Annotated in this window: 18 protein-coding genes and 1 CRISPR repeat array (1 of these 19 running past the window's edge); of the genes, 7 read left to right on the top strand and 11 right to left on the bottom strand. The window is 39.8% G+C overall.

Translation table 11 applies throughout. From position 1 onward, the window contains the following. Positions 1 to 15 precede the first annotated feature (15 nt). The 3 genes from FHG67_RS03645 to FHG67_RS03635 are packed head-to-tail and all read left to right on the top strand — an operon-like array spanning position 16 to position 2,957. Positions 16 to 1,053 (top strand): NAD-dependent epimerase/dehydratase family protein, encoded by a 1,038-nt coding sequence (locus FHG67_RS03645; protein ID WP_004495537.1) that lies wholly within the window; start codon positions 16 to 18, stop codon positions 1,051 to 1,053. Beyond that, a complete protein-coding gene (locus tag FHG67_RS03640) occupies positions 1,050 to 1,754 on the top strand; it encodes a glycosyltransferase (RefSeq protein ID WP_004501733.1) in 705 nt (234 codons plus the stop codon). Before FHG67_RS03645 ends, FHG67_RS03640 begins: the two co-directional genes overlap by 4 nt. Before the next feature lie 3 nt (positions 1,755 to 1,757). Then, positions 1,758 to 2,957, top strand: coding sequence for an AZOBR_p60025 family cell surface glycopolymer formation protein (locus FHG67_RS03635; RefSeq protein ID WP_004501723.1), 1,200 nt, complete (start codon positions 1,758 to 1,760; stop codon positions 2,955 to 2,957). Positions 2,958 to 3,263: 306 nt separating this feature from the next. Here the strand turns inward: FHG67_RS03635 and FHG67_RS03630 are convergent, their stop codons facing one another. From FHG67_RS03630 to FHG67_RS03600, 8 genes are all read right to left on the bottom strand, one after another. Next, positions 3,264 to 3,857, bottom strand: coding sequence for a dihydrofolate reductase family protein (locus FHG67_RS03630; RefSeq protein WP_004501734.1), 594 nt, complete (start codon positions 3,855 to 3,857; stop codon positions 3,264 to 3,266). Positions 3,858 to 4,187: 330 nt separating this feature from the next. Continuing rightward, positions 4,188 to 4,610 (bottom strand): type II toxin-antitoxin system VapC family toxin, encoded by a 423-nt coding sequence (locus FHG67_RS03625; RefSeq protein ID WP_004499259.1) that lies wholly within the window; start codon positions 4,608 to 4,610, stop codon positions 4,188 to 4,190. Continuing rightward, complete coding sequence (locus tag FHG67_RS21635) at positions 4,600 to 4,869, bottom strand: DUF6364 family protein (RefSeq protein WP_036075696.1); 270 nt, start codon at positions 4,867 to 4,869, stop codon at positions 4,600 to 4,602. Before FHG67_RS21635 ends, FHG67_RS03625 begins: the two co-directional genes overlap by 11 nt. Positions 4,870 to 5,145: 276 nt before the next feature. Beyond that, positions 5,146 to 5,487, bottom strand: a complete 342-nt coding sequence (locus tag FHG67_RS03615; protein ID WP_016758518.1) for a type II toxin-antitoxin system PemK/MazF family toxin — start codon at positions 5,485 to 5,487, stop codon at positions 5,146 to 5,148. Further along, positions 5,474 to 5,722, bottom strand: coding sequence for a hypothetical protein (locus tag FHG67_RS03610; protein ID WP_004495460.1), 249 nt, complete (start codon positions 5,720 to 5,722; stop codon positions 5,474 to 5,476). Before FHG67_RS03610 ends, FHG67_RS03615 begins: the two co-directional genes overlap by 14 nt. Positions 5,723 to 5,857: 135 nt before the next feature. Continuing rightward, positions 5,858 to 6,061, bottom strand: coding sequence for an IS3 family transposase (locus tag FHG67_RS22175; RefSeq protein WP_004499257.1), 204 nt, complete (start codon positions 6,059 to 6,061; stop codon positions 5,858 to 5,860). Between the two features lie 91 nt (positions 6,062 to 6,152). Beyond that, a complete protein-coding gene (locus FHG67_RS21630; RefSeq protein WP_004499288.1) occupies positions 6,153 to 6,314 on the bottom strand; it encodes a transposase in 162 nt (53 codons plus the stop codon). Then, positions 6,311 to 6,583 carry a transposase gene (locus FHG67_RS03600; protein ID WP_036075712.1) on the bottom strand — a complete coding sequence of 91 codons (273 nt, stop codon included), beginning with the start codon at positions 6,581 to 6,583 and terminating at the stop codon, positions 6,311 to 6,313. The genes FHG67_RS21630 and FHG67_RS03600 overlap by 4 nt, the downstream gene beginning before the upstream one ends. Before the next feature lie 547 nt (positions 6,584 to 7,130). Next, a CRISPR array of direct repeats spans positions 7,131 to 7,890; the repeat unit is 29 nt; unit sequence CTTTTCCCCACATGCGTGGGGTTGAACCG. A gap of 358 nt (positions 7,891 to 8,248) precedes the next feature. Between FHG67_RS03600 and FHG67_RS03590 the strand changes: the two genes are divergently transcribed. The 4 genes from FHG67_RS03590 (at position 8,249) to FHG67_RS03560 (ending at position 14,029) form a co-directional block, all read left to right on the top strand. After that, positions 8,249 to 9,442, top strand: coding sequence for a M23 family metallopeptidase (locus FHG67_RS03590; protein ID WP_004499273.1), 1,194 nt, complete (start codon positions 8,249 to 8,251; stop codon positions 9,440 to 9,442). An 889-nt stretch (positions 9,443 to 10,331) separates the two neighbouring features. Next, positions 10,332 to 10,754 carry an MAPEG family protein gene (locus FHG67_RS03585; RefSeq protein ID WP_036075715.1) on the top strand — a complete coding sequence of 141 codons (423 nt, stop codon included), beginning with the start codon at positions 10,332 to 10,334 and terminating at the stop codon, positions 10,752 to 10,754. A gap of 798 nt (positions 10,755 to 11,552) precedes the next feature. Next, positions 11,553 to 12,269, top strand: coding sequence for a phosphate signaling complex PhoU family protein (locus FHG67_RS03575; RefSeq protein ID WP_002748660.1), 717 nt, complete (start codon positions 11,553 to 11,555; stop codon positions 12,267 to 12,269). Between the two features lie 737 nt (positions 12,270 to 13,006). After that, positions 13,007 to 14,029 (top strand): MBL fold metallo-hydrolase, encoded by a 1,023-nt coding sequence (locus FHG67_RS03560; RefSeq protein ID WP_004495446.1) that lies wholly within the window; start codon positions 13,007 to 13,009, stop codon positions 14,027 to 14,029. 1,053 nt (positions 14,030 to 15,082) lie between these two features. Here FHG67_RS03560 and FHG67_RS03555 read toward each other — a convergent pair. From FHG67_RS03555 to FHG67_RS03545, 3 genes are all read right to left on the bottom strand, one after another. Continuing rightward, the gene (locus tag FHG67_RS03555) at positions 15,083 to 15,373 is read right to left on the bottom strand and encodes a hypothetical protein (protein ID WP_004495504.1); all 291 of its coding nucleotides are present in this window, start codon (positions 15,371 to 15,373) and stop codon (positions 15,083 to 15,085) included. Positions 15,374 to 15,438: 65 nt separating this feature from the next. Then, entirely contained in the window at positions 15,439 to 15,987 is a 549-nt protein-coding gene (locus FHG67_RS03550) for a YqgE/AlgH family protein (RefSeq protein WP_004495461.1), read from the bottom strand. Between the two features lie 23 nt (positions 15,988 to 16,010). Further along, positions 16,011 to 16,849: the 3' portion of a Gfo/Idh/MocA family protein gene (locus tag FHG67_RS03545; protein WP_036075704.1), read on the bottom strand. The gene runs 130 nt beyond the window's last position; 839 of the gene's 969 nt are visible here — the last part of the coding sequence; the start codon falls outside the window, past its right edge; its stop codon occupies positions 16,011 to 16,013.

Genomic DNA, 16,849 nt, shown 5'->3' with positions numbered 1-16,849 from the left:
GAAAAAGGGATATTTATGACAAAAAAAGTTTTAGTGACAGGCGGGTGCGGATTTCTGGGTTCCCACGTTTGTGAAACGTTTCGTAAACAAGGTTGGGATGTTGTCAGTTACGATAGTATGACCAAATACGAGTTGAAAAGAACCGGATACGGAACGGAAGCTACTCGCGAATACAACTGGAATTTTTTAAAGGCGCTCGGTGTTACGATGGTGAAAGGGGATATCAGAAATCGAGAACATCTTGCGGATCGTACGGAAGGTTGCGATTTTATCGTTCATACCGCGGCGCAACCCGCGATGACAATTTCCTGGGAAGATCCCGAACTTGATTTCACCACAAACGCATTAGGAACCTTTAATGTTTTGGAAGTCGCCCGTAAACGAAATATTCCGGTCGTTAATACGAGCTCCATTCACGTTTACGGAAACTCGATCAACGACACTCTCAAAGAAGGCGCTACGTCCTACGAAAGAACTCCTGTCGCGATCGGAGAAGATCAACCCGTGATGGTGGGAGAAATTTCCCCGTTACACGCTTCCAAGATGAGCGCGGAACACTACGTAAAAACCTACGTGGATATGTATAAGTTGAAGGCCGCGACGTTTCGTTTTACCGGAATTTACGGCGAACGCCAGTTTGGCGGAGAGGATCACGGCTGGGTGGCGAACTTTGCGATTCGTTCCGTTTTCGGTTGGCCTTTGCGAATTTTCGGAACCGGCAAACAAGCGCGCGATATCCTTTATGCCGCGGACGGAGCGGAAAGTTATCTCCGTTGGTTCGAAAATCCGACTCCGGGAGTTTTTAACATCGGCGGCGGTCCCGATCACAAGATTTCCTTATTGGAATGTATTCATATGATCGGAGATATACTCGGTAAAAAGCAGGAGATTGTATTCGACGCGGAAAGACCGGGAGATATGCGTTATTTTATTTGCGACATCACCAAGGCGAAAGGATTCGGATTCAATCCTAAATTCAAACCGAGAGAAGGCGTGGAAAGGCTGATTCGCTGGATCCAAGCGGATAAATCCGTATTCGAAGTCAAAAAATGAAAAACTTAGTCGTAATCCCCGCTTACAACGAGGAAGAAACGATTCGAGAAGTCGTCGAACGGGCTTTGAAATATTCGGACGTGATCGTCGTCGACGACGCGTCCAAGGACAAAACTCCCGAGATCGTCCAGGCGTTGATCAAAAAACATCCTAAGAAACTGTTTACGATCCGTCACGAAAAAAACACTCATATTCCCGGAGGAATTCAGGACGGAATGAAGTTCGCAGTCGAAAAAAAATACGATTCGGTTGTGACTATGGATGCGGGACTTTCTCACGATCCGGATAAACTTCCCGAGTTCATCAATACCGATACGGATCTCGTGATCGGAAGTCGCATAACGACCGACGGTGTTCCACTTTACAGAAAGCTAATATCTTTCCTCGCGGCCAAGGTAATAAATTACTGTATTTCTCCGGGCTTGTTCGATGTTTTCGGGTATCGATTGAGGGACTGCACTTCCGGTTATCGAAAGTATTCCAAACGGGCCTTTACTTGGATTGCCGAGTCCAAACTCGAATCGATCGCGTTCGACTTTCACATGGAAGCCTTGTCCATCGTCGCAAAAAATAAAGGTACGATTCGGGAAATCGGAATTCACTATGTGTTTTCCAACTCTTCCTTCAATCGAAGGGTTTTAAAACAGGCGATTTGGTTTGCCCTAAAATTATTAAAAAGAAAACTCGGTCTGGCTGGTTAGAATATGCAGAAACTTGAATCTTTATTTCGAAAAGTAGATTCTCCCCTAAAAGGTCTGATTGTTCTCGTTTCGTTATACGGCTTCGTAACGCTTGCACTTTGGTCCCGTTACGAATGGAATCCTTCCGCGATGGTCAACTTCGGAGAGGAATTCATTAAAAAGAACGAAGCGGAAACTCCGAAAGGCGTGATCGCATTTCAGGGAAAAGAAGGAGATTTAGGAGCCGGTTACGACGGTCAGATTTTTTACTATTATTCCAGATCGATTTCCAATCTGAGCCTTCAATGGCCGGAAGGTTTTGACGCAACGTATAGAGCGCCCCGTATCGGTTATCCATTACTGATATCCGTCTGGGGAATTTTCGGTACATGGGGAAACATCGCGGGAATGTATGTTTTAAGTATTTCGCTGCTTTATCTTTCTTATTTGGCTCTTCGCGTACTTTTAAAGGAAAAATCTCATTGGGCGATTTTATATCTCGTCTCTCCGTTTACGCTGGCGAGTTATTCCGTTCTTGTGAGCGATACGATCATGGTTTCGTTGATCGTGCTTGCGATTTATTTTTATGATAAGGAAAGTTACGTTCCGTTTTATATTCTTTCCGGACTCGCGTTGGTCACGAAAGAACCCGCGTTATTCTATCTTTTCTCCTTGGGGCTTGCGGCCTTATCCCGCAAAGATGTCAAGAAGATGCTGATTGTAGGCTCCACTTTACTCGTTCCGTTTCTCTGGCAGACGTATCTCAAATACACTCTGCCAAATTGGACTCCGACCAGGCTCGCGGTTTTTATGATTCCTTTCGAAGGAATTTATAAATATCTAATGGAGTTGGGAGCAAGTTTTATGAGCGGAGGAGGAACCAAACAAATCGTCCGTTCCTTTTCCAAATTTCCTCTCGTGTTGCAATTTCTTACGATGTTCTTGATTCCGTTTACGGGTTCTTGGAAGAAGGGAACCTTTTACAAGGTCGGTTTTTCGCTCGTGATACTGATGGTCGCGATCGCCAATCACTATCATTTTTGGTCCGAGTATATCAATACGATTCGCCTTTTTACATTTGCCATTCCTCTTTATCTTTTTATAAAAGCGGAGGACGAGGAAATCGTCGACCTACCGTTTTTGTATTTGTTTGGTTTGAATTTGATTTTGATTTTAGCGAGACTCACACTTCTCTACAAAGTTCAGGATTATGTTGTGAGATAGGATTGAGAATTCGTCTTTGGCATAAATTTTCAAGAATAGAATCTGAACTCACGCTTCAAAAGAAGCAGTGTATCGATCTCCGTTGTCACCCATTGACAGATCGGTTGTCGTCTCACTCCGCCCCCGCCCATAACGTTACCTACAAGTAATGGGATCTCAAGATACAATTCTTTCGTATCTGACTGTCATCGCCTTTTTGTACCTAGCCTTTTTGAGTAACATCTTTAAAAAGTTGGTAGTGCGGTCTGTCTTAGTTCAACCTCCATTCCTATGATGAAACAATTACTTTTCTTATTTTATTTCTCTTTAAACTCCAACAGTATCTGTCTTGACTTTTCCGGCTCGCTTGTAATTGGCAATAATCACTCCACTGGGTGTAACAGAGTTCTCTATTAATATAAATGCCGCCGGGATGGCCCCATCATCAAACAAACGTTTGCCCCTACCGAGCGTAACGGGAAATATTTTAAGCCATAGCTCATCCACTAAATCATTCTTAAGCAGCAGCTGAACGAGTTTACCACTACCCCAAACTTGAATGTCAGAACCTTCTGAATTTTTGAGCTTTTCGATATCCGTCAAACTTTCGAGGAATACTGAGTTTTTCCAATCTGACTTTTTCATGGTCTTGGACATCACGTATTTTGTGCCATCATTGATGGCTGGCCAAAAGTCTGCATGTTCGGGCCAGTAATCGGCCCAAATCTCAAATGTTTTTCTGCCCAAAAGATAATCTGCAGGTTTCATTTGTTTTTCCATGACCTTACCAGAAGCTTCGTCAAAATACGGCGCAGTCCAACCGCCATACTTGAAACCACCCGATGTATCTTCCTCAGGCCCACCAGGTGCTTGCATGACTCCATCTAATGTAATAAATGATAAAACAATTATTTTTCTCATATTATTTCACCTCTTCTAATAATTTATAAAAACTTTGAATGAAGGTCAATTAATAACAAAATAAATCATTTTGCATCGCCCATTTATAAAAGAGAAAAATAATACAACATTATTTAAAAAACAAACAGCAATATCTTTCTCCAACATGCTACTTTTATTGATCCCCACATAAATGAGGATCGTTAATTTGAACACAAATCCCGCGTTTAAACAAAGTTACTGATCCCTATAAAATAGGTACCGTCAATTCGAGCACAAATCCAAAGTTTAGACGCAGAATTTTAGACATTCTATTATGTAGAGATGAGTAGGTGCTCGCTTCGATGCAAATTATCGAAGAGATTTTATAAATTCCTCGCAGTTTAAAATTGAAAGATCATGTTTAGGATAATCCTTTTTATTTCTAGTTAGAAAAATTCTAATCCTTTCTCTTTTTGCGACATGATATTGTATTGAATCTTCAAAGTCTCTAATATTCGAATCGAGTGCTAAGTCGATAATTTTATCATCAACACTTATTATGTTGATTAAAATTCGAAGTGACTTTACTTTATTTAAAGCTTCTTTATGTCCAAGAAATTTCTTCAATAAATAGAAAATATTCCATATGATTAATGATGAAATATAACCTTGTATCTTACCTAATTCGATCAAATTAAACACTTGAGCTGAATATTCAAAACCTTCGGGTCGGCTATATAAAAAATCAATTATGACATCCGAATCTAAGAATACTTTCTTTTTAGAAGCCATGCTTCTTTCTCAAGTAGGCAGCTTTATCCTCTTTAATATCTACGTATTCTTTGCCTTTTAAAAGGCCTGCCAGACTTTTTGTTATTGGAGCTAAATCCTGAGCCTTCGTTTTTACTTTTTGTTCACGCTCAGATTCTTTTGTTAATTCAGCCAAGTAATCTTCAATAATGCTAGATAGGCTTTTATGTCTTTTCTGCGCATATTTTTTAGCTTTTTCAATAACGGTTTTTTCAATAGACAAAGTTAATTTAGTAGTCATGAAATAATCCTACGTATAGAATATTATATCCTATACGTATTTCAAGATTTTTTCTCCGAAATTTTGAATTCCGCGATCATTTTCGACGCTTGCGCCTAACGAAGTATCCTTCTCGATGTTGTGCCTGCGAAGGACTTGGCACGAGGTTTGAGTGAACCTTAGCGTCGCGTCCCGCGAATCGAACTGACCAAACAATGTGCTGGAAGGCCAAAGTGAGAGTGAGCGGAACCGCGAATGCCGAGCGCAATGAGGATACGAAGTTAGACGCAGTGCCATTTAATCTAAGTCTGTAACTAACTTTAGCCCCGCTTCAACTTCATTTAGTTTATTGGATTTAAGTTTTCCTACTTTATTAAGAAATCTTTTTTTATCTAAAGTCACAATTTGAGAGACATTTACGACTGAATCCTTTGATAAATTCGAATCTTTCTTACTAATTAAAACGTTACCTGGTGCTTCGGATAGATTTAAATTCGATGTAATTGCAATCGAAACTATTGTATTAATATTACTTTGATTAAAAGAGTCATCTTGAATTATCAAAACCGGACGTTTGAATCCTGGCTCACTTCCAAAGGGAATTCCCAAGTCTACCCACCAAATTTCACCACGAATCATTTTTTAAACTTTTGCGAAGTGATTCTACGGATAAGTCAGTGATGTTATTTTTAGTTTCGCTAGATTTACTATTGTAGACTTTATTTAATTTCTCAGTTACGGATTCTTTACTATGAGATTGAATAAATTCCTCTAATGCTTTTGCAAATAACTGACTACGAGGAATACCAAGCTTTTTAGCTGTTTTTTCTGCGGTCTTAAATAGCTCATCAGGAATTGAGATTGCCGTTTTCATACTATTGGTATAACCCTGGTAATACCAATGTCAACTTTAAAATGAAATGATTTTCGCTTCGAAATTAGACAAAAGACCGCTCAAGCTCCTTCTCATTAATTCTTCAATATTAAGCTTTAGTTTAGCGCATTTCGCCTAACGAAAAAGCTTCCTCGACGGATGCGGTAATTCTCTGAACTCGACCGGGCTCAGGTAGCCTAAAGCCGAGTGTCTTCTCCTTCTGTTGTAATATCTTTCGATATAGTCAAACAGAAAATATTTTGTTTCCTTATTGTTGAATTTTCTTTTGTAAATTTCCTCCATCTTTAAAGTTTTAAAAAACGATTCCAGGAAACTCAACGGAACGCTTTCTCCTACGTTTCTTGTGTCAAGCCCTTCCGAACGTAAGTCTTGATGAATTCGCAGATACCCGGATCGATTTTCATGTTCCTCAAATAGAATCCGCAATCCTTTCGTCCAACTTTTGATTGGACTTTGCCCTCTCGCTATCTTCTCGTTTCAACCATTCATAGTAACCGCTCTTTGACACATTCAGAATCCTGCATGTATCCTCTATCGAAAATCGATTCTTTTTTACAAACGTATATTTCATTTCCTTGGTTTCAAGAAGATGACCGCGGACTTTTTTAAGATCTCCCCCTCCTTTACTTCCATCAGTTCTTTCCTTAAACGTTCATTCTCTGCTCGAAGTTCGTATTGAAAAGAGCCATCATCCGTCAGATACTTCTTTTTCCAATTTATCAAGGTATTCACAAAAACTCTCAAACCTTTTGAGATCTGCGTCATGGATTTTCTGGGCTTTATCAGTAGTTCAATCGTGTTCTTCTTGAATTCTTCATCGTATTGTGGTTTACGTGCCATGTTTTTATCTTTTGCTTTTGCAAGACCTGTCGACTCATTCGGGGAAGGTTCAAAAACAATGCATTCTGCTCTATGCGCAGCCCTCATTTCTACTCAATGAATCTGACTTAGAAATTGCGATCGCCCTCACAAGTTTAAAATTTATAGATCGAAGGATAAACCTATTCTAAATTTTTTTATAATATTCAATTCATATAATTCCGATATACATAATATTATGGTAAATAATTCTTCCCTTTCTAAACAAATTTGTTCCCACCTCCTTCAAAATGATCGGTTCTTTTTCTTTGGATCCGAAATTCGTTTTCACGACGATTTGTTTCACGAGATAATAGATTTTGAAGGTTTATCTTTTATACCCAAGCTAAGTCCGAATCGAAACCAGAAAGAACCTTAAATGATTCCGTTCTTTCAAGGTTTCTTGAAGGGGACGGTTTTTCTTTTACAAACCTAATCGATTTTGTGAACAAAAACACAAGACCGATCATACCTTTAAAAATAAACTCTAAGCTGACATAGTATGTAAAATACTATACGAACTTTTAGTCTTTTCCCCACATGCGTGGGGTTGAACCGTTAGCTACAAACAATATATTGGAATAATCTGACTTTTCCCCACATGCGTGGGGTTGAACCGGTTCCTTGAATGAAAGATTTCCTATTTATGAACTTTTCCCCACATGCGTGGGGTTGAACCGGAGGATTGAATATGAAACTAAGTTATCTTACACTTTTCCCCACATGCGTGGGGTTGAACCGGTGTAAAATTCAATCGAAATAGGGACAACAGACTTTTCCCCACATGCGTGGGGTTGAACCGAAATTGATCGAGTGTAATATCAAGTTGCGGCTCTTTTCCCCACATGCGTGGGGTTGAACCGGCATCGTGGTGTGTCCGCTACGCATAAAGGCCTTTTCCCCACATGCGTGGGGTTGAACCGGAAATAAAATCATTCAAATACCAACTTCAGAACTTTTCCCCACATGCGTGGGGTTGAACCGAGAGACATCTTCAAGAATATCCATTATCCAAACTTTTCCCCACATGCGTGGGGTTGAACCGTGGGTTAATTTTAATGTTCCTAACCTGATAACCTTTTCCCCACATGCGTGGGGTTGAACCGTTCTCATCAAAAGCGTCCTCGCCGGTGTAGATCTTTTCCCCACATGCGTGGGGTTGAACCGTTTGGAGTTGATTCTTATGTGATGCAACAGGTCTTTTCCCCACATGCGTGGGGTTGAACCGTTCTCATCAAAAGCGTCCTCGCCGGTGTAGATCTTTTCCCCACATGCGTGGGGTTGAACCGGAGTTTGTTTTGATGTCACAGGTTTACAAAAGCTTTTCCCCACATGCGTGGGTTGAATCAAAAATGACGAGAATAAAAACCTACCTTCGTTAGATTGAGAATTTTTACAACGTAGAAATGATGAATGTGGCTTTAAGTTTTTGATATTTCTGTTTTGGAAAAATTTCACTTTCTCAAAGTTGAAAGATAAACTTAGAAATTACGATCGGAATATAAAGAATATATCTTAAAAGTCCTTTGTTAATCCCGAAACGAAACAACACTTTTCGGAAGTCAAAAAGTTTGAAAAAGGGAACTGGTGAATCAAAGATAATGATGATTTACTAATTTATGGCGCATCGGAAATGATGAAATCGATATGCGAAATCTTATTGTCGTTTTAATTTTTATCGCAATTACCTCTTCCGGTTTATTGGCGAAAACTTCCGATTTCAAAGGCGAATGTAAACCAAAAGAATGGATCTGTATTCTTACCCGCAACGAAAATAACAAAGTAGAATTTTACGTCCAAAACCAAACACCTTCGGGAGAATATCCTTTTACAATCTATTTCAATTTCACGACTTTGAATAACTTCGAGTCCGACGTCCCCCTACCGTATCGTTTTATTTCCAAAGGCGGTTCGGAACCGAAAAAATTTCTCACGATCAGTCCGATCGACGCTCACAAAGAACGCTCTTACAACTCAAACATCTATGTAAGAGCGGGGGACGACGGTTCCAAAGCGAGAAGCCTTCCCTATCGTTTACCTTTTGAATCCTCTTCCAGGGTCGGGCAAGGATATAACGGAAAGTTCACACATACGGGAATGTTCACTTACGCGCTTGATTTTACTCTTTCGGAAGGAAGCTCCGTTCTCGCCGCAAGAGAAGGACTTGTGATCGCAATACAAGACAAATATCAATCTGGAGGAACCACCTCCTTCTACAAAGACAAAGCGAACTTCATCCAGATTCTACATAAAGACGGAAGCATAGCCGAATACGCTCATTTAAAACACAATGGAGTTTCGGTTCAAGTCGGACAAACCGTCCAAACGGGAGAAAGAATTGGCTTCTCCGGAAACACGGGTTTTAGTAGCGCTCCCCATTTACATTTTCATGTTTTAAGACAGAAAGAAGATCTTCAAACCTTAGAATCAGTTCCCATTTCTTTCGAAACCGACGAAGGAGTGTTAGACGAGCTTAAAGAAGGCGTAGTTTATTGGAATCCTTCGAACGCCTTGCCCGCAGGTAAAATTTTCTTTGAAGAAGATTTAAAAATTTGCTCTGAATTTATTCAAAAGAAACTTTTCGAATGCGAAGAAAAATTCAATCCGCAAAAACGACCGATTCTCGCACTCGAGGTGAGAAAACCGGGAAAATATAATCTGAAAGTCGAAGTATGCAATCCGGATTCAATCTGCAAAAGAATCGATTGGACTCTTCAACCCGAGTGGAAATCCTCCGTTTCCTACTTCGACTGGAGTTTGTTTCCCGGACAACCCGGCAAATATAAAATTCAAGTCATCAACGATATCGAAATCATCAAAACCTGGGTCGTTGAACGTTAGTTAGGGTTTATTAATCTGCGATTGAAAAATTCCATAAACCGGCAAACTAATCTTGAGCATCTCCATATTGCTGACCACAATTGTGTTACATCAAAAAAATGGAATATGGGTCGCCACAATCTACGACTATCCCGACTCAAATTGATTCCATATTTAACGTGAGTTCGGGCGAATAAGAAACTAAAGTGTTGCTGCCTAAACTCAGCAAAACGTTCTCTATCATCACCAACCCACAAATTAAGAAGACTTTTGGGATCATAAGAATCAAAAACTGATATTTTTCAAGTGTTCCGACAAGAACGATACTTTTACTTGCAAGAAGTATGATTTTTTGATAGAGAAAAATCTCCCGAGTCTCCAGGCTCAATGATTTGCTCCCTACGGGTCGCTCATCACCCTCCACCAAAAATCAGGGTGGGGCCGATCGTTTCACAGAGGATTTGTCGGAATTCCGACAGATTTATTTTAAAATCCAAGCACTTGTGGGTAAGGTGATGGCCTCTCTATGGATCGGCTTAACTCAGCGGCTGCCTCTCTATGGATCGGCTTAACTCAGCGGCTGCCTCTCTATGGATCGGCTTAACTCAGCGGCTGCCTCTCTATGGATCGGCTTAACTCAGCGGCTGCCTCTCTATGGATCGGCTTAACTCAGCGGCTGCCTCTCTATGGATCGGCAGCCAGGTCACAACATAGAATCGCTTTCGCATTTTGTTATACCGAACTCATGTTATTTAAGACTAACTTTGAGAAATCGAAGGCGATCAAAATTTTGAAACCGCCTGCCGTAAAAACAAAATCCGAAATAAATGTAAAAAGGACTCCTAAATCCGACTTGCTTTTCAACACTGAGTTGATTCTATTCTCCGAAATAACAATCGTGGAGAGTGGAATGCACCCGGCAATCATCGCATTATTAGGTTTTGTATCTTGGACACTCGTGCTCGGACTTTGGTTGGTGAGCATACGATCATTTAGAGTACTGATGGGAACAAACAAATCGGACGAATTCCCCGCAGGAATCAAACACGGAAGCGAATTCTATTGGAGGCTCAACCGAGCTCATCTCAATTGTATAGAGAATTTACCTCTTTTCGGAGTCTTAGTTTTGATCGGAGCTTTCACCGGAGTTTTAGACGAAACATTCGGACTTGTATCGCAGATCGTTTTAGGCGCGAGGATTTTTCAGACTCTCGCTCATCTTAGTTCCGGCTCGGTGCTTGCAATCAATACCCGCTTCACCGGTTTTATCGTACAATACGGAAGTTTTACATATCTTCTTTGGTATATTCTTCGCAACACGGGAATCGTTTAATCGGAACTGTTTTACTAATAACTATATAATAAAGTACCTAATATTTGACATGGAATCAGTGTTTTGCGGTCAAATTGACGGTGCCCGATTTTATAGAGATCGAGTAGTATTACTACTCGAACGCACGAATAGAATACTATGACAAACTTATTTCGAAAATTAGAATCTTACTCTAAAAAGCCGGGATTTCCCGATTTGACTTAATTTTTGAGAACCGCTGCACTTTTGCAAAACCGACCGCTTATTTTCGAGTATCATTTTCAAGCGGCCGAGTAGTAAATGCGAAAAGAATCGGATTCTAAAACTCTATTTCTTTTTTTGGAATCAACAATCCTATTTACGAACCACAGAATCGGATTTGAAGTTTTGAAATTGAATTTTACCAGTACGCTTGCGGAAAAACCTTCCTCCAAAATGTCTCATTAAAAAAATTACACAAAAAGACAATAAAAACCCGTGACAATGACAATGGAAATTTTCGACGTAAGCTTTTCTCCCAAAGAAAAAAGTTAAAAATCGTCTCAAAAATGGATTCGAACGTTATACAACAGTTTCTCGAAAGCGATGGAAGGTTTTTAAGCGATTTTAACCCGATAATCGGTAAAATGTAGTAGCACTGTATGATATAGAATTCGAATGACAATTTTCATCATGGAAAAGTCCCTCGAAAGAAATAAAATTCCGATTATCAAGACTCAAAAAGGTAAGATTTTCTGAAAAGAAAATCTACTTGACCAAACATATTTTTTAAGAAGGATTCTTTTTACTCGAACCCTTGTTCGTCTGATTCTTAATCTTATGTTTTCTAAATTTGACTTTCTTCGTAAAAACCTCTACAGCATGGCAGAGCTATGCCTCGAACAAGTGCTTCTTTTAGACGACGCTTTAGAAAAAGACGACAGCGAACTTGCAAAAAAGCTAATTGATCGAGATGATCTGATCGACAATCTAGAGAAACAAAACGACAATCTTTCTCAGAACGCGATTTTGGAAGCGGTAGCCAATCGTAATTCCATGGGAATGGATCAAGTGGATGGAGAAGTCGTTTTAAAACGCGACCCTCTTAGATTCGCACTCTCGGCTATTCGGATCACGAGAAATTTGGAAAGAATGGGAGACCAAATCGTAAACTGCGCCAAATGCTTTCGAAGAGGTTTAATCCCGAAAAGATTCTTTTGCGAGGAAGAAATTCTCAACAAACTCTTATCCAGAGTCATTACGATAGTCGGAATGGCTGTTGAATCCTTGGTCGAGGAAAAAAATCGATTCTACGGAAGCGTTCACACAGTGGAAGAAGAGATCAATAACCTCTGCCAATCCGCTTTTTTAAAGTTCGTCATGGATCCAAGATTAGACAAAAACCAATTTGCCGACGTATACAGACTTATCCTTTGTTTGGAAAGAACCGGGGACTATGCAGTAAATATGGCGGAAGAATTGGTTCGTTTGAATACGGGAATGGATATCAGACACGTTTCCGATCCGGTTCAGGCAATCGCAGAGACCATAAGTTGACCGCTCTTTTTTTCGTCATATTCAGAGATTTATAATTTTAGAATATTCTGTAAATATAATTCTATGTCTTTCAATATGTAAACTGAAAAGAAAATAATTTTTTACGGCGAGCAAAGAACTTCGTGCGGCACAAACTTCAATTCCCGCTCTCAAGATGGCAATTCGATTTCGTAAATCGTTCAACCACAAGATCACAGGTGTCATTTTTCAGGTGGCGGTCAGTATCATTCAAAAGACTTTCTGCGTGAGCGAGCGATGCGGAATCAAGAAATTGGAACTATATAATAAGAATATAATAAAAGAAATATACAATTTCTTGACTGAAGCACTGTATTTTGACCCATAGGGAAAAATATTGAGTTCGAGCACGACTCTGCGCACTACTCATCTCTACATGATAGAGTGTCTAAAATTCCGTGTCTAAACGTGGGATTTGCGCTCAAATCAACGGTACTCTATTTTATAGGGATCAGTAAAATCAGGTCGCCTGATGAACAAAATCAGCTACAAAGCGTAAAGGTCCTAAAAAAAGGTTTACACATATCATGAAGCACGGTGAAAGAATTCCGGAGTTAAAAACCCCAAATTCTGATGAAGCCGAACATTGTTGTAAAGAAAAACAGCTTGATTGAGAGCGTTTTGGGCCGAGACTTTTATTTGAAATTTCAATTGCAGACTTTTGTGCGTCCAAAGAACTTGTATCCAAAGAAGGATCCCTTGCACTTAGGGAGAATCGAATGAAAATCCACCGATATGATTCTATTCCGGAAGTAAAGAACATCGGGGACGGAATCTTTAAGACCGAAATTCCTCAGCCTTTCTATTCACCCAACAATATTTACATTCTTCCAGACGGAGAACCTACCATCATCGACTCCGGTTACATCGAAAACCTGGGGCTTTTACAAAGAGCTTTGAAAACGATCGGCCTTTCTTTAAGTAAAATCAAACATATCATCTACACCCACAACCATCTTGATCATATGAGCGCCGCTTTGACCCTACGCTATTATACAGACGCAAAGCTGTACGCGATGACGGGAATGGCCTTGGAGATTGGAAATTATGTGGAATTCGTTCAAGTTTTTCAAAGAGCCATGAGAAGGCTCGTGTATAAAGGTCATCACGACAATACAGCAAGAGCCGCAGAACTCAAAAGAGTGGATACTGGTATATTCGAATTTCATGATGCTTTGGACAATTCGGAAAGAGTAGATCCGTATTTGGATTTCGATGTGGAACTCGTGGAAGGGGACGTGATTAAGGCAGGAGGCAGAGAAATCGGAGTTCTGCATACTCCCGGCCACAATCGATGGCATTTAACTCCTTATATCTTGGGAGAAAAGATTTACTTTACGGGCGATTTAGTACTTCAAAACATCTCCTCTATTTACGCAGAGATCGACGGAAACTTATACGATTACCATCGTTCTTTGGATCGTCTTTCCAAATTATCTATCCGAAGGCTTCTCCCCGCACATGGACCGGAACCGGAGGATCCCCAAAGAGCGATTAAATTGATTTCGAAAACTCTAAATCTTTTAGAAAGAGGTGTGGTGCGCAGATTGAAAGAAGACGATCAGGACCTCTCCACTTTGGTTCTCGAAGCAATGGGAGAAAAAGTGGCGAACAGCAGTTACTACAATACGGCACTTGCAATTCTACATTCTTTGATTCGAAAATTGATCGATCAAGGGCAGGTACAAGTTTTGGAAATCGATCCTCCATATGAAAAATACAAATGGATCGGTGCGAAATAAACGCGTAAAATTAACAATGACAAAAATTTTTCCTATGTGAGCCGCGCTAATTATGACGTTATGCGTAATGATGGATTTTGATCCAACTTATGGATTTAAAAATAATAAACGTCAGTTCGGTGGTTGAAAATGAAAAAGAATTTTTTAAAAGCAAGAGTCCCTGCTTTTAAAATTTGTTCTTAAAATCGCGATTTGTTCTAGTTCCCACATTTTAAGAATAGATTTTACAAAGAACTTGTCCCAAAATTTTAAGAGATTACCCCAAAACGCAGGAACAATTGCAGCGATCCGCAGAGATTCTGATAAGATCGAATGGTTTTAAGACACGCTTTAAAAGAAATCAGTATTCAGTAAATTCGGAACAAAGCGTAGTAACTTCCACAGATTAATCTTACTGGATAGGTTATGAGCTTTCGAACAAATTTTATCGTTGGAAGACTCTTGTTGAAGTTTCTGCATTCTGAAGTTTCGGGATAAGTTCAAATTCCTACAGAAAAATGAATCACGCCGAACTCACGTTTATTAGAAAGGAAAGGCGAAATCGTTTGAAGAGACTGCTTCAGAGCGTATGGCTCCCACAGAAATTGAATAACGAAAAAGACTTAGAACCGTCTCAAAATATCAAAATGTAGGAACTACTACAATCTTAAACGACAGGAAAAAACCGGCAATACGATGTAATCTGTGAGAACTCCACGTTTTTTTAGAAACTTGTCGGATCGTTTAGAGATGTCTTTTTAAGGTTTTGAGACGGCCTCTTATTCCAAAACCCATAAACGACACAAGGTAACGTAATCTGTGAGAACTCCCGCACTTTTATTCCAAATTGATTGAATGATTTGTAACTGATTTTTTTAAGGCTTTGAAACAGGTCTTCAACTCAAAGAAAGCGACCCTCCATACAATTCTTGCCTATTTTGAAAAGCGCTTCCTTGCCGTTCAATTCTTGAAAGTCATTATCTTAAAAAACAAATTCCACCTTGTAAATGACTTTCAATAGAAAAATAAAACACATACTTGGGGGATCTCCAATTGAGATCGCATGAGAATTTACTAATAATGGTTGGAAACGAAAAATTCCGAAGTGGAAATACTCGCCTTAGCGGAGCAAACTTTGTAGTTGGAAGCGGTCGGGCAAGAAGCGGTACCTCCTACCTTACAACCTTTGTCCTGACATTTTTTTCTGTTATCAAATGTATCGGAACCAACATACCTGCAATAGTCTCTACAATGATCCGCGGACCCGGAAGTACAAATATAACAACCGTCTGCAGAAAGATTTTTAATCAGGAATAAAGAAACTAAAATCGTAAAAATAAAAAACAAGCTTTGGAACTTTTTCATACCTTAACCTCTCTGTTTTTTGATCATAATAATCCAAATTTCTCTGTAAAGATTAAAAAACGGCTTCAGTTTAACATAGGATCTTTTGTGTGTTCGACAAAATACTTATAAATCCCGCCTTTGCTTTTGAGAGCTTCCCGCCATGTTGTTTCAGGATCTTGATTTAAGACAAAATCTTTTGTGGCTTCATGAATTACCCAAGACTTACGATCCATCTCAGTTTCCAACTGCCCAGCACTCCAACCGGAATATCCTTGGTATACGTGAAACTTGGAAGTGGATTTCAATAATTCCAGAAGGGTATCATAACTTCTCGCGAGATACAAACCGGGAATCACTTCAATTCCGGGTTGAGAAATTTTATTGTCTTCGTGTAACACCGATATAAACGTAGGATCCACAGGACCACCGGAATAAATCGGAAGAGTACGACTAACATGATCCGGGATTCCTTGGATTACATCTCCGATAAACACCTTCTGTTTTTTATTCAGTACCAAACCGAAAGCACCTTGATTGTCATGCTCCACCATTAAGATAACCGTTTGATTGAAATAGTCCATAACAATCGAAGAGTTGGAGATTAGAATTTTTCCGTTATAAGTTTCTTCCATATCTTAACCAGTTTCAGGCCGGATTACCTTTTAGAAGTTCCGTGAATTTCAGAAAGAATTTGATAGGCGATTTCCAAAGTGGAAACGTCAGAATTTCTATTTACGATCGGATCCGTTTCTTTTCTGATACAACGGATAAAATGTTCCTGCTCCTGTTTGAGCGGATTATCTTTATGAACGAAAATCTTTTCCACAATCGATTCTTGGCGATACTTAATCTCTTCGGATAAAAGAAGAATATCGGAAGTAGCCTGTCTGTGCAGTTCGATTTCCTGATCCGTAAAATCGAGCATAATATACACGTCTTTCTGAGTGATATTCAAGGTTCTAATTTTCGCTTGAGTCGTTCTGGACGCGGTAATACTTGCGAGACATCCGTTCTCAAATTCAAGTACAACGTTTGCGACATCCTCGTGAGCGGACAATACCTTTGTTCCCGAAGCGGAAAGCTTTTTAACGGGAGAATTGACCAAATTTAGTACAATATCAATATCGTGAATCATCATATCGAGAACGACACCCACGTCTTTGATTCTCGGATTAAAAGGGGCAAGTCTTCTCGACTCGATAAGTAAGGGATCTTTTACAATTTTACCTAATTCTAATACTGCGCCGTTGAATCTCTCCACATGCCCCACAAGAAGAATTAAATTCTTGTCTGCGGCGATTTTTACGAGTTCTTTTGCCTGCTCGGTTGTCTCTGCGATCGGCTTTTCGACTAACACGTGCTTGTCGGCTTCCAAAGCCTTCTTTGCAATTTCGTGATGTAAAAAAGTAGGAACAGCGATAATTACCGCATCCACTTTTGAGATCAAATCTTCGATCGCCGCAAACGCGGAAGTTTTGTGCTTTTCCGCGATTT

This window comes from Leptospira weilii, from assembly GCF_006874765.1.
Classification (GTDB): domain Bacteria; phylum Spirochaetota; class Leptospiria; order Leptospirales; family Leptospiraceae; genus Leptospira; species Leptospira weilii.
Note: the sequence above shows the minus strand (reverse complement) of the source record. Positions and strands in the feature narration are given on the sequence as shown.